Origin of the sequence: Sutcliffiella sp. NPDC057660 (assembly GCF_042800035.1) — a bacterium.
Lineage (GTDB): Bacteria > Bacillota > Bacilli > Bacillales > Bacillaceae_I > Sutcliffiella_A.
The window spans coordinates 190856-207516 of record NZ_JBHVHV010000001.1; the positions used below are offsets into that span (position 1 = coordinate 190856).

At 44.3% G+C, this 16661-nt stretch carries 13 protein-coding genes; all 13 read right to left on the bottom strand.

Annotated elements, in window-relative coordinates; genetic code table 11:
• Window positions 1–147: 147 nt before the first annotated feature.
• The 13 genes from ACFVAD_RS00880 to ACFVAD_RS00940 all read right to left on the bottom strand — a co-directional run bounded on the left by ACFVAD_RS00880 (window position 148) and on the right by ACFVAD_RS00940 (window position 16638).
• Window positions 148–1419: an ABC transporter substrate-binding protein gene (locus ACFVAD_RS00880; protein WP_386634947.1), complete on the bottom strand. Its 1272-nt coding sequence runs from the start codon at window positions 1417–1419 to the stop codon at window positions 148–150.
• Between the two features lie 72 nt (window positions 1420–1491).
• Window positions 1492–2319 (bottom strand): carbohydrate ABC transporter permease, encoded by an 828-nt coding sequence (locus tag ACFVAD_RS00885; RefSeq protein WP_386634949.1) that lies wholly within the window; start codon window positions 2317–2319, stop codon window positions 1492–1494.
• Window positions 2319–3272 carry a carbohydrate ABC transporter permease gene (locus ACFVAD_RS00890; protein ID WP_386634951.1) on the bottom strand — a complete coding sequence of 318 codons (954 nt, stop codon included), beginning with the start codon at window positions 3270–3272 and terminating at the stop codon, window positions 2319–2321. Before ACFVAD_RS00890 ends, ACFVAD_RS00885 begins: the two co-directional genes overlap by 1 nt.
• A gap of 523 nt (window positions 3273–3795) precedes the next feature.
• Entirely contained in the window at window positions 3796–8637 is a 4842-nt protein-coding gene (locus ACFVAD_RS00895; protein ID WP_386634953.1) for an Ig-like domain-containing protein, read from the bottom strand.
• A 13-nt stretch (window positions 8638–8650) separates the two neighbouring features.
• The gene (locus ACFVAD_RS00900) at window positions 8651–9097 is read right to left on the bottom strand and encodes a hypothetical protein (protein ID WP_386634956.1); all 447 of its coding nucleotides are present in this window, start codon (window positions 9095–9097) and stop codon (window positions 8651–8653) included.
• A 16-nt stretch (window positions 9098–9113) separates the two neighbouring features.
• On the bottom strand, window positions 9114–11054 hold the full coding sequence (locus ACFVAD_RS00905; protein ID WP_386634959.1) for a protein kinase domain-containing protein: 1941 nt from the start codon (window positions 11052–11054) through the stop codon (window positions 9114–9116).
• Between the two features lie 18 nt (window positions 11055–11072).
• On the bottom strand, window positions 11073–11843 hold the full coding sequence (locus ACFVAD_RS00910; RefSeq protein WP_386634961.1) for a PP2C family protein-serine/threonine phosphatase: 771 nt from the start codon (window positions 11841–11843) through the stop codon (window positions 11073–11075).
• Window positions 11844–11859: 16 nt separating this feature from the next.
• Window positions 11860–13128, bottom strand: coding sequence for a DUF6382 and FHA domain-containing protein (locus ACFVAD_RS00915; protein ID WP_386634964.1), 1269 nt, complete (start codon window positions 13126–13128; stop codon window positions 11860–11862).
• Between the two features lie 90 nt (window positions 13129–13218).
• On the bottom strand, window positions 13219–13521 hold the full coding sequence (locus ACFVAD_RS00920; protein ID WP_204412719.1) for a pore-forming ESAT-6 family protein: 303 nt from the start codon (window positions 13519–13521) through the stop codon (window positions 13219–13221).
• A 35-nt stretch (window positions 13522–13556) separates the two neighbouring features.
• Window positions 13557–13859 carry a WXG100 family type VII secretion target gene (locus ACFVAD_RS00925; protein ID WP_386634967.1) on the bottom strand — a complete coding sequence of 101 codons (303 nt, stop codon included), beginning with the start codon at window positions 13857–13859 and terminating at the stop codon, window positions 13557–13559.
• Window positions 13860–14214: 355 nt separating this feature from the next.
• Window positions 14215–14406 (bottom strand): hypothetical protein, encoded by a 192-nt coding sequence (locus tag ACFVAD_RS00930; RefSeq protein ID WP_386634970.1) that lies wholly within the window; start codon window positions 14404–14406, stop codon window positions 14215–14217.
• 17 nt (window positions 14407–14423) lie between these two features.
• A complete protein-coding gene (locus ACFVAD_RS00935) occupies window positions 14424–15863 on the bottom strand; it encodes an Mbeg1-like protein (protein ID WP_386634972.1) in 1440 nt (479 codons plus the stop codon).
• 4 nt (window positions 15864–15867) lie between these two features.
• Window positions 15868–16638 (bottom strand): hypothetical protein, encoded by a 771-nt coding sequence (locus tag ACFVAD_RS00940; RefSeq protein ID WP_386634975.1) that lies wholly within the window; start codon window positions 16636–16638, stop codon window positions 15868–15870.
• Window positions 16639–16661 lie beyond the last annotated feature (23 nt).

Genomic DNA, 16661 nt, shown 5'->3' on the forward strand with positions numbered 1-16661 from the left:
GCTGCGCTTTCCGCGGGTCGTTGATGGAGCCTCCTCGGCTTCGCCTGTGGGGTCTCCACTGAACACCATCTCCCGCAGGAGTCTTCGCCTATTGCTCCAATCAACAGCTGAATATTCTATATCTACACCTTTTTAATTTAACAAATATTATTTTAAATTATCCCAAGAGCTTTGGAAGCGCTCAAGGAGGGTGTCATAATCGATTTTGCCGGCAGCGTATTCCTGGATGCTTGCAGCAAATTCCTTGTTTGCCCCATCCGGCCACATGAACCAAGTCCAAGGGATCGTCTGCTCGTTTTTGGAGTACTCAAGGATGTTTTGCCCAAGGTCGCCAAGTCCAGCAGGTTCGATGTTATCAAATGCCGGGATGAACGCAAACTCTTTAGTGATATATTTCTTGCCCGTTTCAGAGGAAACCATCCAGTTCAAGAATGTTTTCGCTTCTTCCAGGTGCTTGGAGTTTTTATTCAATACCCAGTTGTTCGGTACGCCAACAGGAAGACGGTTGGCATCCGCATCGTCGCTCATGCTGATTGGAAGGAAGCCCATGTTCATGTCAGGGTTCACTTCATAGATCATGTTTTCCGTCCAGTTTCCTTGCTGCAGCATCGCAGTCTGGCCGGATGCGAATTGTGTTACCTGTGTATTGTAATCCGTTGTTAATGGATTGCTGTTTCCGAACTTGATTTCTGTATCCAATATTTCTTTGAAATTTTTGAACTCTTCGTTGCTAACAATTTTTTCAGAACCATCATACAAGCCTGCAATGAATGCTTCCGGATCGTCCTGCTGTGCAAATGGGATGTTCAATAGATGCTGACCGATTACCCACCACTCGCCATAACCGGCTGAGAATGGTGTGATGCCTTTTGCTTTCAGCTTTTCAGAAGCATCCTTCAATTCGGAAATCGTTGTTGGAGGCTCTGTAATTCCCGCTTCTTCAAAAAGGTCTTTGTTGTAGATGAATCCATAGCCTTCAAGGTTTACAGGCATACCATAAAGCTTGCCATCTTCCGGATCAGTCATCGGTACTTTTCCGATAGGAAGAACATGCTCTGCCCAAGGCTCTTCAGATAAATCTGCCAGCTTTTCTTTCCAAAGCTCCAGCTCCTTGAAACCACCATTGTTGAAAATATCCGGCTCTTCACCAGATGCAAATTTCGCTTTTAATGCAGCACCATAATCTGCACCGCCACCGACTGTTTCAAGCTTGATTTTGATGTTCGGATGCTCTGCTTCGAATTCCTTGATCATTTCCGCCAATTGATCGGCAATCTCCACCTTGAACTGGAAGAAGTTCAACGTTACCTGGTCACCGTTTTTTTCCTTGTCGTCCCCTGAGGAATTATTGCTCGAGCATCCTGCAAAAATCCCCGCTACCAATGTTAATGATAGTAAAAGCATGAAAAAGCGTTTCATTTTATTGCCCCCCTTGAAAGTTAGATTAATTTTTATATAAATCTTGGAATCTGTAAAGCCAGACTCTTCGATTTACTTAACAGATCCAGCGGCAATCCCCTTGATGATATGCCTTTGTAAAAATAAGAAGAAAACAATGATCGGCGCGATACCAAGCACAAGTGCCGCCAATCCCATATCCCATTGCTTTGTATACTGCGCAAAGAACGTGCTGGTTGCGAGTGGAATCGTACGCAGATCCCCGTCCTGCAGCACAAGCAGCGGCAGCAGGTAATCATTCCAGATCCAGAGTGTATTCAGGATGATGACTGTCACCGTAATCGGCTTCAACAGTGGAAAAACGATTCTCCAGAACACGCCGAACTGACTGCAGCCATCGATCCTTGCCGCCTCCTCGATCTCAAGCGGCACCGTTTTGACAAAGCCGTGATAGAGAAAGAGGGAAAGCGGTACACCGAATCCGAAGTACATCATAATGATCCCTGGCAGGCTGTTGATCATGCCAAGCGTCCCGCCAAGCTTCATCAGCGGTATCATTACCGTCTGGAACGGAATGACCATGGCCGATACAATCAGGACGAACAGTATTTTACTGAACTTACCTGGTGTCCGGACCATTTTCCAGGCAGCCATCGAGCTTAGCAGTACAATTCCGATATTACTGAACACCGTGATGATAAGGGAGTTCCAGAATGCTTTCGGAAACTTGATGATCTCCCACACCCTCGCATAGTTGGAGAATAGGATCTCCTGCGGCAGTGCAGCTGCATCTATCAGAATTTCACTAAAACTCTTTACCGAATTAATTAAAACAAAGTAGAAAGGAATGAGGAAAATGAGACCGAGCGCAATCCCGATGATCTCCAAAAGGAAAGTCCTTTTCGTATACTTTCGATCCATTATGCCTCCACCTCCCTTTTCTTCGTTGCCATTACCTGTACCGTCGTAAAGATTGCGACGACTACAAAGAAGATAATGGACTTCGCTGTTCCCAGCCCGTATCTGTTATATTGGAATGCCTCCTGATAGATGTTGATGGCAACCGACTGGGTCGAGTTGAATGGCCCGCCGCCTGTCAGAGAGAGATTCAGGTCGAAAATCTTGAACGCCATCGAGATCGTAAGGAAGAAACAGATCGTAAACGCCGGTAATATTAATGGAATAATGATTTTTGTAACCAAGGTAAAGTTGGAAGCGCCATCAATTCTGGCCGCTTCAAGCAAGGAATTGTCCACTCCCTGTAACGCCGCCACATAGATGACCATCATATAGCCGCTTATCTGCCATGCGAACACAATGACAATCCCCCAGAACGCTGTCTTTTCATCCCCTAGCCATGGAAGCTGGAAAAAGGAGATGCCGGTCATTGCCCCGACAGACGCGAAGCCTTTGACAAAAATGAACTGCCAGATGAAACCGAGTAGCAAGCCCCCGATCACATTCGGGAGGAAAAAGACCGTTCTTAATATATTGCGTGTTTTCAGTGCTGCATTAAGTAAAAGTGCGAAACCGAAACCGATAAGATTGCTGATGATCACAGCCGCAAACATGAACTTGGTCGTGAACATGAATGAGTTGAAGAATGCATCATCGTTCGTAAAAATCTTTTTATAGTTCGCAAGCCCGACCCATTCTACGACTGAGCTGACACCATTCCAGGAAGTGAAAGAGTAGTAGACTCCCATCAGGAATGGAATGATCTGAATGACAAGGAAGAATAGCAATGCCGGCCCGACAAAGGCAGCGTAGGTTAATATATTTTTCCACTTCACTTTCCGCTTTGGCACTCCTTCTACTATTCTCGCTTTCGTTCTAGGACTTTGCGACGTCGCCGTATTCACGTTCGTCTCCATCCTTCACCACCCCCGTATGTGTAACCGCTTTCTTTTATTATATGCGGACACCCTCTACTTTTTGGGGTACCTATATTGACCGGTTAGGTGCACAATATTGACTAAATTTTTTGGAGAATCACTAGTCAATCATCACTTTACATCAGGATGAATTTCAAGTTATCCCGGAAAACCTTTTTTAAAAGTTAATCTTTAATTTTTTCTTCAAACCGTTGGGGCGCAAGGATTCTATTTTTTCTTAATCAAACGTTTGTTTAAAAATTGCTATTTTGCTAAAAGTATTTGATAGGCTATTGGTTCATATAGCTTCGATTTTGGCTGTTTTGACATGTTTTCTTACAAAACCTTTTTTAAAAGTGAATTTGTTATATTTTTTTCAATCCCTTGGCGCACAAGGAGTTTCCGTTTGTTTAATCAAACGTTTGTTTAAAAAAAGCTATACAGGTATACTCTTTCATTTTCCCATAAAAAAAACCCAATGAGAGCTCCGTCAAGCAAAGCTCTCATTGGTTGGTTTTACATATTACTCTTCGACCCCGCTTGCACGCGGGCCGTCCACATTCTGCTTTCTGCGTCTGATCGCATAGGCTGCTGCACTTGCTGCGCCTATCAGTCCAGCGGCAATTCCTCCGAAGAATAGTGGTTTGTTTTCGTATACTTTTACTAGCACGCTCTTGTCCGCTATTTCAAATGGCAGGACAAAGCGCTCTATGTTTCCTGCTTCATCTACCGCTTCCACGATAATCTCGTATGGCTTGATGTCAGTGAAGGTGGAACGGATTACTTTGTTTCCGTCTACCTCTAATACATCACCCTCGAAAAGCTCTCCGTTGATCATGACGGTTAGAATCTTATCGTTTGGATTTTCCAGCTGCAGGCTTACTGTTACAGGATCATAATAGATTCCTTTTTCTTTTACTCCATCCACAAGCACTTTTGGTGGAGTTTTATCAATCATGAATTCCACACTGAGCTGTTTGATGTTGCCAGCCTTGTCCTTGATCTCGAAATAGAGCACGTGCTTGCCTTCTTCTTTGATTGGATCTCCGATTTCATATGGATTTCCGTTCAGGGTCAAGGCAATGATGTCATATGGACTTAAGCTGTCGATCAGGAATTCAGGGATGACATCCTCAGTGAAATATTTATCCGAGATGGGATCCAGGAATGAGATTGATGGTGCTGTTTTATCGATAGTGAAATGGATGGTCCGCTTCGTCACGTTATTGGCCAAGTCGGTTACAACCACTTCCAGCACATAATCCTTCTCTTCCGTCAGTGCAGTACCGCTTTTGAACGGCTTACCATCCAACCTGATATAGCTTCTGGATTCATCCATGTGGATATCTGCATACTTGATGACCGGTACCATGTTTTCGTTGAAGAAGCCCTCTATGATTCCTGTAATCTCAAGCAACGGCTTCGTTGTATCCAATGTAAAGCTGATTTCAAGGACTGTTTCATTTCCTGCCTTATCCCTTGCAACCACCCGGTAGTTGTATTTCGTATCCTTGGATGCGATAGGGGCACGGTTGCTTGCAATGCTCTGGTTATTCAGCGTCATGGAGACAATGCTGTCTGCCGCCACATCCAGCGCAAACTCCGGTGTAAAGATTGTATTGATAAATTCCCCATTTTTAAGCGTTCTGCCATCACCCTTCACTTTAGGCGTAATGACTGGAGCCGTTTTATCAATGGTGAATGCCAATTCCTTGCTCATGCTGTTACCGGCTTTATCGGTTGCGTTTACCTGAATGCGGTAGTCGCCTTCCTGACTGAAGGTGTGTACAAGGGATGCGATATTCCCATTCACGGCAAATCCTCCAACAGAATAGCCTCTGCCGTTTTTCGTGACGGCAATGCTGTTGATGTCCAGGTTCAGATCGTTGATGGAAACCTGAATTCTCTTATCAACATTATAGTGTGCTTCGTTATCTGCCCCTTCGATTGAAATAACAGGATTGACCTTGTCGACTGTGAAGGTGAGTTTTTGGGTCACAGGTCCGTTACCCGCTTTATCGGTTGCTGATACAGAGATGGTGTACAGGCCATCCTGGGTGAAATTATGGCTCAATTTGGACAGATTTCCTGTATTTTCCCAAGTACCCATGTTATAGCCACGGCCATCTTTAGTCACGATTAACTCCACGTCATTGGTGCTGTAGTTCAATTCGTCGATGGACAGGGTCACTGTCTTGTTTCCTGGGTTGAAGCTATTGTCCGCTGCACCATCAAGTTTCACGACCGGACGGGTTTTATCAATAATAAAGGATATATCCTCATGGACGGTTTTGTTTTTTGCCTTATCTGTCGCAGAGAAGGCGATTTTGTATTTCCCTTCCTCTTTGAAAATATGATTGAGAGTTGCCACCCCGCCCGCAGCGTTGAAACTGCCGGCGTTGTACGCTTTGCCGTTTTTCGTGATGACTAGATTCGTCGTGGAAAGATCCAGGTTCGTATCCCTGAGCTTCACTTCCACCGGCTTGTCCCTGTTGTAATCCTCTCCATCCTTGACGCCTGTCACACTCAGGATTGGTGCTGTTTTATCGATGGTGAAGGAGGTCACTTTCGGATCCGCTTTGTTTCCGGCAGCATCTTCTGAGGCCATGGAGATGACATAGTCACCGTCCTCCTTGAATTCATGTGTCAGAGAGGAGAGTACATCATCGTTTTCCCATGCTCCCAAATAGTACGGAGCATCATTTTTCGTTACATCCAATTTCACCTGGTTGTTATAGTAGTGGAACTCCTCCACGCTTAAGGTTACAGTCTTGTCCGAAGCATAATACTCCTTATCGGACACACCTGATATGCCAAATACAGGTTTGATATTATCCACTGTAAAACGTCGAACAGCATCTTCTGCACGGTTTCCTGCTTTATCGATTGCGGAAACCTTGATGGTATAGTATCCGTCCTCGGTAAAGGTATGGGACAGGCTGGATGTCTGCTCAATGACTTCCAACTTTCCGATATCATACGCCTCCGTTTTGCCATCCGCTCTAGTAATGGTGGCATCCACTGTCAAGTTGCTGTCAGCGAAATGCAGTTCTTTTGCTGTGATAGTCAGCTTTTGTCCGCCTTTTACGTAGGCATCCATGTCAATCCCGGCAACATCCAATACAGGGGCTGTGCGGTCGATGACAAACTTCAGCTTCTTTACTGCCTCGTTTTCCAACGTATCCTTGGAACGGACAGTGATCTCATAGATTCCTTCTTTATCAAAGTATTGCTCATACACCGCTTCCTTGCCTATTACCTTTGTAGGATCCAGCTTGATAGGAGAAGCATCCTTATCACTTTTGACAGTTACTTCTGTATTTTCCAGGTTCAGCGTCAGATCGCGAAGTGTAATAGTTACAAGCTTGTCTGTCGGATAGTGGCCATTGTTTTCCACCCCATCTATGGTTATGGCCGGTTCACTTTGATCCACTGTAAATTCGATCTTTTCATGCTTAGCTGTGTTGCCAGCCTTATCGATAGATTCGAATTGGAGTACATAATCTCCGTCCTCCTTGAATTCCACATCCAACAGGCTTGCTTCCGTGTCGCTCGTGTATTTCAGCTTTTTCGGAAGCGCGTATTGCTCCCCGTCCTTAGAGACGGTCAACATGGTGGTATCAAGACTCAGGTTTTGATCACTTACTTTGAAATCCACCTTTTGCGGCTTTTTGTATTTCTTGTTTTCAACACCTGTGATGCTTACTACCGGTTTCACTTTATCAATGACGATATTCTTTGTTACTGTATCCGTCTGGTTAAAGTAGTCTACTGCAGTTATTTTAATATCATAGCTGCCATCCTCCGAAAAGGAATGCTGGGCTTCTGCATTGTAGAAGAAGAAAAAGTCCTTCTTGAATTGCTTTACAATGGGTTCGCCGCCATCCTTGACGATTTCCAGCTTCGTTTTTTCCAGGTCAATGGAATAATCCATTACATGGAACGTTACATCCAAAGATTCATTATAGTATTTCTTGTCTTCACTCATACCTTCATAGGTGATGTTCGGCTTGGAAGTATCTACCGTAAAGGCCAATTCCTCATGAGTTTTCGTATTCCCTGCACGGTCCACTGCTGTAAAAGTAACAGCATATAGTCCGTCCCCAAAAAATTCATGAGTATAACTAGCTCCTTCTTCATCCCCATGCAAGTGCTGATTAGTCATCCATTCCTTGCCATCCTTTGTGATGGTGATAAAGGATTTGGAAAGATCAATATTGGCATCCTTCACACGGAACTCCACTTTCTTTTCCGTTTCATAACGGCCATTGTTTTCAACGCCAGAAATGGAAAGAGTCGGAGCCGACTTATCTACAATAAAAATAAAGGTCGGAAGTGTATGCTCTTTTCCGTTTTTATGCTTCTCCTTTACTGTTACATGAACAGTGTAGATACCCTCTGTCAGGCCGCTAAGGGTTCCTGTCGCTTCTCTGTTCTGTATAGTAGGAACTACAGGGAACTCTTCATCTGTTCCTTGCTTTTTCACTACCATCGTTGCAGACTCCAGAGAAATACCATTTGTCGCCTTTAAATGAATGCTGTCTAGGTTATAGACATTATCTCCATTCAATTCATTTCCTTTATCATCGGTTACGCTTAAGTAAGCTCCCTTATTATTAATAGAGAAAGAGACGCTCTCTTCTGTTACGTTTCCGGCATAGTCCGTTGCCTGGATGGTCACCTGATATTCGCCATCTTTATCGAAGGCTACAAGTCCGATGTAATCCTGCCAGACGATCTCCGCATCCTTTGCTTCTCCATTAAACGAATAGGAGACCTTCGTTTTATCCTTGGCAAAGTTCTTCTCATTTATATGAAAGGCCATTTCCACTTTATCCTTATAAAGAGCTCCATCTTCTACACCGGAAATGCTGATGTCAGGGGAAATGGTATCTTTCTCAACACGGAAGGTTTTCGGCGCTCCCGTATCAAGACCCCAGGAGTTTCCTTCAGTGATATGAGCTGTAAAGGCATAGTTGTTGTCACCAGCAACAGGTACACTCACTTCAAAAATCCCTTGTTTGAGTCCCTCGCCATTTAAGACGTCCTTATAGGAAATACTGGATGGCTCCACCCCATCACTTACGATGGAGAAAGGACGATCATCCTTGAATTCCTCCTGAAAATGTTCACTCAGATCCACCGTGAACGTGACGTGATCCTTATCCTTAGAGAACCAATAGCGATTGAAATCCTCCCTATGCGTCTCCCAAGTATCGCCGTTGAACGTGATATCCATTTTCACGTCAATGGTGGAAAATACCTTTACATTAAATGCAAGAACAGAAACAAGAAGGACAGCAATCAGCGGCAGCAAGAGGAACGACTTCTTATTCTTGTAAACAGTCAGTATCGTACTTATCATTTTTCTTTCCACCTCATAGTTTCGTAGTGGAATGGGTGACCACTACATCTAATTCTTTTCTAAAATAAAACGCTGGCTTATCGGTCAATAACGTTGTTTCGTCCATGCCTTCTCCAAGGAGGGTTGTTTCGTCCTCCTGGTCAACTCCTGACGACAGCAGGGTGGTTTCCTCTACATTGCTTTCGTCAAGCAATGCGGTGGCAGCCACCTCGTCCTCCATCAGCTCGGTGATCTCTTCACCCTCGAGGTCCTGCTTTTTCAACCGGATTTCATTGGTAGTCCGTTTTTCCTCCACTTCCGCTTGTGTGGAGGATCTCTTGGCAAAAGGACTTTTCCATTTGATTCCTGTCAGGTCGGAAATGACACGTCGGATATTCATTTTTACATAGACATAGATGGTGATGATCAGGGTAAGGAGTGCTGCTGCCAGACCTCCGTAAAACATTATCTGGTATGTCATCGTCAAATACTCCCCCCTATAATAGATTGAGATTGCTCAATCTTCTTTCTAATCGTTGGTACGATGATGCTTCTTTGGCTTGATCAAGTGTGCTTACGTGCTTGAATAGGTTGAGGGCATCCTGATAATTTCTTTCTCCCTCGTTCTTGCCCTGCTCGATATCCAATAGAAGGTTGATCAGGCTCACATGTGCATCCACGCTTTTCGGGAACTCTTTTACTGTGAGCTGGAACTGTTCCTTTGCTTTCAGAGACTCGCCCATTTCCTGATAGATGGTACCGATTTTCAGCATCGATTGTTCTTTTTGCTGCATATCAAGAGTAATGATGTTGTGGTAATGCTCGACAGCAAGCTGAAGATCATCTTTTGCAGCATTCAGATCCTTCGAATTAACGCCTCTGCTATGATAGGCCTGTGCCAGCTTCTGCTCAAAGTCCACCTCGAACTTGTAAAGGAGCTGTTCATTATCCAGTTGGGTCAGGATTTCACCAGCCTTTTGGACGATTTCGATCGTTCTTGTATTGGCATCCGCTATCTGACCTTTATAGGATATATAAATATTGGCAAGTGAAGAATAGTTATCTAGCTTTCGGCTGTCATTTGGCAATTTGTCATTATATACTTCAAAGTCCAGCAGGTTCTTCGCAAATTCCGAGTAATCGATGTTCAAGTTGCCCATCGTACTTGCAAGCGTCCGGTAATACTTGGCATCCGGTATCTCTTCCGTATCCACCCGCTGGAAGAATCTTAGTGCGGACACATAATTACTCTTTTCATCAAAGTAGGTCATCCCGACTTTGAAAAGGACGCGGTCATTTTCATGAACATTCCCGTATTCATCCTGGATATAGGTTTCGATCTTGGCGAGCCCTGCATCCGTTTCATCACGACTTATATACAAGTCCAATAGATTGATATAGGCCTCTGATTTAGACGGGTCCACTACGATGGCACGCTCTAGCTGCTCGATCGCCTCGACATCCTCTCCCTGGATCAGATATCTGCTTGATTCATTTACAAGTCTCATATAATCCTGATACTGCTCATCCTTCATTCCGCTATAGCCAAAGGCCGAGACCGTTGTGAAGATAAGAAAAAGTGCGAACGGAATCAGAAAAAGATAAAGCTGCTTTAACAGCATTTTCTTATAGCCTGTTGTTAGCCTATTGATGTTCTCGAGATCGTACGCAAGCTCCTCGCAGCTTTGGTAGCGTTCATTCGGCTCGCTCTGGGTGCATTTCAGTATAATGTGCTCAAGCCCCTCTGATAGGGACGGGTTCCAATAACGGATCGGCTTCATTTCAAAGGGTGGTTCAGTAAGACTTTTACCTGTCACCAAGTGATACAAGGTAACCCCAAGGCTATAGATATCTGTCCTTGCATCCGTCTGCTTGCCTGAAATCTGCTCCGGGGCCGCGTATGCTTTTGTCCCGAGGTTCGTCGTATCCGTGGAATTTTCCGTCTTATATTCCCTTGCAATCCCGAAGTCGATCAGCTTGATTTTCCCTTCAGGTGTCAGCATCACGTTATCAGGCTTCATGTCGCGGTAAATAATCGCGTGCGGCTTCCTCGTATGCAGATAGCCGAGCACATTGGCAAGCTGCTTCGCCCAATCGATGACATCCTTCTGAGGAATGACGTTATCCCGCTTAAGGCGTTCCTTCAGCGACTCCCCCTCGATATAGTCCATGACGACATAGATGTCCCCGGAGGATTCAATAATGTCATAGATTTTCGGGAGCGCCCCGTGATCCAGCTTCTTCAGCATGTTTGCTTCCACGATCAAGCTGTTGATCAGCAGTTCATTATTGCTATGCTGGCGCTTGCGGATATCCTTGACGACAAGCGATTTATTTAAACGATTATCCATAGCGAGGTAGACGACACTCATTCCACCCCGTCCAATTTCCTTTAAAACCTCATATCGATCATCGATTATAGTCCCAATTTGCAGCAAGAGAATTCCCCCATAAACTTATGTAACATGCGTAAAGATGACGGAGATATTGTCCTTTTCCTTTCGCGTCTTTACCTTCTCCACCAGATCCTTCACGGTGTTCTGCATAGCATCCTCACTCGTGATGATCTCAGGGTTTAGACTTGCGACAATTTCCCCGTCTGTCATCTCATGGTAAAAACCATCGGAACATAGCAGGAATCCGCTTCCTGATTCTACTGCCCCCGTTGAAATGACAGGCTTTAACTCCTTTGTTGCTCCCACACATTGCAAGAGGACGTTCCTTCTTGGATCGACCCTCGCCTGATCCTCTGTGATATTTCCTTTTTCAAATTCCCTTTGCACTAATGTTTGGTCCTTCGTCAATCTGGTTATGGTATCAGCATGAAGCCTATAGGCTCTGCTGTCCCCGATCTGCACGAGAATATAGCTTGAATAGACCACTAACAGAGCGGTCAGCGTCGTACCAAGCTGGACGTTGGAGCCTTCGCCATATGTCAGGATTTTTTGGTTAATTTCACCGATTGCTCTCTCCAACCTGGCAGTCAGCTCCGTCTCAGGCGTCTCCTGCTCAAGGAGCCCGGGCAGCTCGTGGTCAAACCACTTGGACAGATGCCCTACCACAGTTGCACTCGCCAATTCACCTTGTGTTAGCCCGCCCATTCCATCACAGATGATGAAAAGTCCTACCTGCCCTTTTGGCGTGCTGGCTGATTTAAGCAGGAGCGCATCCTGATTTGTCTGCTTTTTGATTCCTTTATCGGTGTGATAAGCAGTAAGAAATGCCATTGTTTTTCCCCTCTCTCTAAAAGAGTTTAAAGATAAACTCCTCGTTGGCGAGCCTGATGCGGTCTCCGTGCCTGATTTTCACTTTTTCCTTCGGATGCAGCTTTCGATCGTTGAGATAGCTGCCATTTCTGGAGTCGTTGTCCTCGAGGAAGTACTCCCCGTTTTCGTGTAAAATATGGGCATGCACTCGGCCTACCACCTTATTATTGCAGGTATGATCCGTTCCTTTTGGGTCTCTTCCAATTTTGAAAACACGCTTAGTGATTGCGATTTTCGGGTTGCCGACACCATTCAACAGGTATGGCGGGGAGGTCGAGAAGTTTTCCACACCAAGCATCGTCGTACCTTCATACTCTTCTTCAAGTGAAACAGCTGATGAACCAAGAACGGTTGTGCCTTCCTCTTCGGGTTCCTCTTGGAGAAGGTCTACGCCAGCTTTTGGCAGCATGTTCAGGGCAGAATCCCTTAATGTATTATCCTCTTTGAGATCCTTCGCCTGATCGAGATCTGTCCGGGTAATCCGCTTATATTGCAGTTCTTCCTCTATCTCTAGCTTGCTGCCTACCCTTTTGTCCGTTTTCCGGGAACTGTACTCGGACGTGTGAACACCGTTTTCTACAGAACTGGACGCTTTCACATCCACCTGGCCAGGTCGATAAAAGTTGTAAGGCTTTTCGGCAACTTCCACTTTTTCACGGATAGCAAGGATACTCGAAGGATTGTATGCACCAAGCTCTTTCAAGTCTTCGACCATTTCCGGAAGCCCGACATCCTTGAAATCGATCAGATAGTTATGTAGTCGAACAAAGAATGCCGGATCATCCGCCTCATCAAACGGAGCTGTATAGAGGAGTTCTCTTAAGAAGTCCTTCAGTGATACCTTTTCAAACGAATTATTTTTTATAGGGATATATAGGAAAAGTAATCTATTTGAAAAACTATCAATAAAGATGGATTGCTTGTCAAAAAGAAAGTGCTGAAGATCAAGCCCTGATTCCTCTACTCCAAGCAAGGTTTCCAATAGATTGGAGATGCAGGCAATAAGTTTATCCTTTGAAAGCTTTTGAGAGAGGAAATCTTCCAATGACATTTCCGTGTCCAATTCATAACGGATATAGTGCTGCTCTTTTTTGGAAAGTGCTGCAAGCGGGAGCAAGCCCGTATAGCTTGTAGTTTTCAGCTTATCCAGTGCCGCTTCGTCCAGCTCCTCTTGATTCGGAATCTCTAAATACAAAAAACTGGATAGACCATAGTTTTCGATATATAAATCAACATGTTTTATCATATTTTCTCGTCTCCAGACTATTAATCTGACATTCTATTTTTGTATAACTCGGGCAATTAGCATGCACTAACTGCCCTAGCTGACTACTAATTATCTGAACGCACTTGCGTTGTTGTTGATTTGAGTCTCTGCAGAGTTGTAGTTTGTTACGGTAGAATCCAAGAACTTGGAGTAGGCGTCCACTACTGTACGGTATTCTTCAAAACGTGGCGCCAAAGCATTGAAGTTGGTACGGATCGTGTTGGAAGCATCAGAATTCCAAGTTTGAGATAGGCCGTTCATCTCTTTTTTGATCTCTTCCAGCTTCGCAGCCAATTGAGCGTTTAGCGTTCTGATTTGACCCGCTGTTTTGGAAACCTCACCAAGGGAAATTTTAATTCCATCCACTGACATTTCATTCACCTGCCCTTTATGATTTTCAAGATAGATTAGTTGCTAAGTCTTTTCGCAGCATTAACCACTTCATTTTGTGTTTCACGATAGGTTTTTGCACTGATTTTTAGGAATTCAGAGTGTTGTCTCATCAAAGCGGACATCTTTTGGAAATCGTCCATGAAGCCTTTGATTTGCGTAACGAATGCTACATTATCAGTTCCCTGCCATGCAGCACCCATTCCGTCCACTTCACTGAAAAGTTGCTTGTAGATTCTTTCATAATCGCCAGCCTGCTGGTCGATTCTTGTTGCTGCTGTTTCTAATTTCGCTGGATCAACTTGGATAGAACGCGCCATTCTTTCTCACCTCCTTTAAATGAGCTGTATTAGTGGCCATGCATGTTAGTTTGTGATGGTCGAGGTGCGAAATCTTCCTCCGCATGGGATAAAACTGTGAAATCTCTGTGTTCATAGCTGGATTTCTGCGTTTGTGCTTTCGTCTTTGACCTTCATTTATCGCTTTCGCTCAAAAAAACGGATTTGCGCTCAAAAATTAATCCTTTTCGCGCAAAAATCAAAATTTGCGCGAAAAAAAGGGCCACTTACGCACAAAATTTTCATTTTATGCACAAATTACAATTTTTGCGATTGGAACGACACTTACTGCACCGATAACCAGATAACCCCACCTCGACACCTCGCCATCGCCATATCAGATCTTCCTCAGCTCATTACTGATATTCCGGTAATTCTGCGCAGTCTCCCTCAGGCTTGCGGAGCTGTAGTTGCTGCCGATCCCTTTGAATTCATGGTTGATGCCGTTTGAAATATCCTCTAGCTCCCTGGTGATGACACTGATTTCCTGAATGATGCTACTGATTTTACCCTTCACTTTCGGATCCATGGGTAGCTACCTCCTGTTTAACGTATTGAATTTGCCTTGGACACGAGGTAGGATTCCTTCTTCTGCAAAAATTCCCTCGCCTGATTCAGGTAAGCGATATTTTGATTGATGTTATTGTTCATCGCAGAAAGAATATCCGCTTTGATCAGATTATCCAATCCGAAGATGCCGACCTCTCCATATAGGCTATTGATCAAGGAATTAACATGATTGGTCCTGCTTTTAATGGACTGCAGTCTGGAAGAATAATAGGCAAGTCGGTGCAAGTCCACCTTAACGTAAGGCTCCTGCGGCAGGCTTGTGCCACCGAAGAAGCCGCTTACTCCACTGACAACCTTTCCGAAGAGGTCTGATGCTTTTTTACCTACGTCCTCAAAGAACCCTCGCACTTTGTTCTCCAGACTCTTGGACATCGTCTCAATTTTGTTGATCAGACTGATTGTCTGCTCCTTGATAAAGTTCGCTGCATCAGTCAGCCCTTTGTTGATAGCTGCGATGACATATTTGGCACCATCACTGATGGCTGTCATGATCTGCTCCGCCTTAGATGTGACAAACCCTTTGACTGCGGATTCAATATTTTCATAGAAAAGATGAAAATCCTGAATATCTGAGATAAAAGAGCCACCTTGCTTCACATTGACCAGGTTTCCATTCTCATCGAATGCAACACTTGTTTCCGCATGCGGGTAAAATGGATCGGTGTACTCCCCTGTTTTTTTATCAAGCCCCACCCTCAAGGTGACATATGGGGCATAGCCGAGTTGAGAGACTATGTCTCCGTCATACACGATAAAGGAGAATGCTTCAGCATTTTTCAGGCCTTCCTTCTGCGTATCATTCAGCCCCCACCACCAAAGGGGGGCACCATTTATGACATAACCCTTGTTGTTATCATCGAGATTGTTGACATACACATAGGAAGCCAGATTTCCACCTTTGGAGTGACCAAGAACATTCTTTTCACCATCGTGAAGCGCTACATGATTCGCATAGAATTCATTCGCTTCTCTTTGCTGTACCGTTTCCATTCCGAAAAAGGCCTGACCGTTCTCGGACCAATCCGTTTTCAGGTTGTCGAGATCTCCCGGGTTTTCACTTCCACGGAACACCGCTGTGGCATTTCCGTTATCGTCCTTATAGGCATAACCGACAAAACCCGAGTGGGATTCCCCGTTTGTGTTATTGCCATCGTTTGGATTGTGGTTTTGGTAGCCTACGAGTTTAACATCTTTCAAGTTTGAAGATTGGTAGGCGTCACTTTGAATGAATGCTTGAATAGTTTTCATTCTGTCGTTGTCTTCCAGCTTATTTCCTGTTGTCAGTTCTATCTTTGCAATGAGTTCATCAAGGGTATAGCTATATTTATCCGATACCTTTATATTTGGCGGGACATCTATATACGATAACTGCAGCAGGATGTTTTTTTCCTCTGGAGTAAGATTGGAAAGTGACACTGTCTCACTCCCCTAACTTTTCGTAATGATGAATGACAGATTCCGGACTCGTCACAATTAATTCTTCACTGATGCTGGAACTCGGATTTTCCGGGTTGGATCTTTCATCAAAACTGATATCCCCATATACCTTTGCATCCAAGTTTGACCATGCGATGTTATTGATATTGGCTGTTCGGATATAATCAGTAATATCTTCGGATTCATCCACGAATCCTACGGATATTGCATATGAATCGGTGCCATATTCCTTCAATTTTTGATACATGTTGTATATACCTTGACTGTACTCTTCCAGTTTGGGCTCCCCAGAGGTATAAACACCAACAGTTAACATAATCATGACATTTTTGTTTTCCTCTACATATTCTGAAAAAGGTTTTTCCAACATGGTGGCATCATAGGTATCATCAGCAGCCATAATTGAAACCTTGTATGGGCTGTTTGGCAATTCACTTTCCATGTCTTCTTTTAAGTCAGCCTTTAGCTCCTCGCCCCATTTCGCCAAAACATAATTGTCATATATCTCCTCTGTTTTGCGGTACTCACCCGCTAAAAATACTAACTCTTCATTCCCTTTCGGATGAACAAGCGCTTTATCTTTTCCATACATTTCGGAAAAAATGATACTGCCTTCCTTTACATTTTCCACTTCAAAATCTTCGTTGTACTTTTCTTCCAAGTGGGACAAAAACTTATTCTCTGCGTCCATACAACCCGTCACTCCAATCAATGAGATCATGAACAAAAACAGAACAATGGCTTTAATATTCATGCTGTTGTTACCTGCCTTCCTTT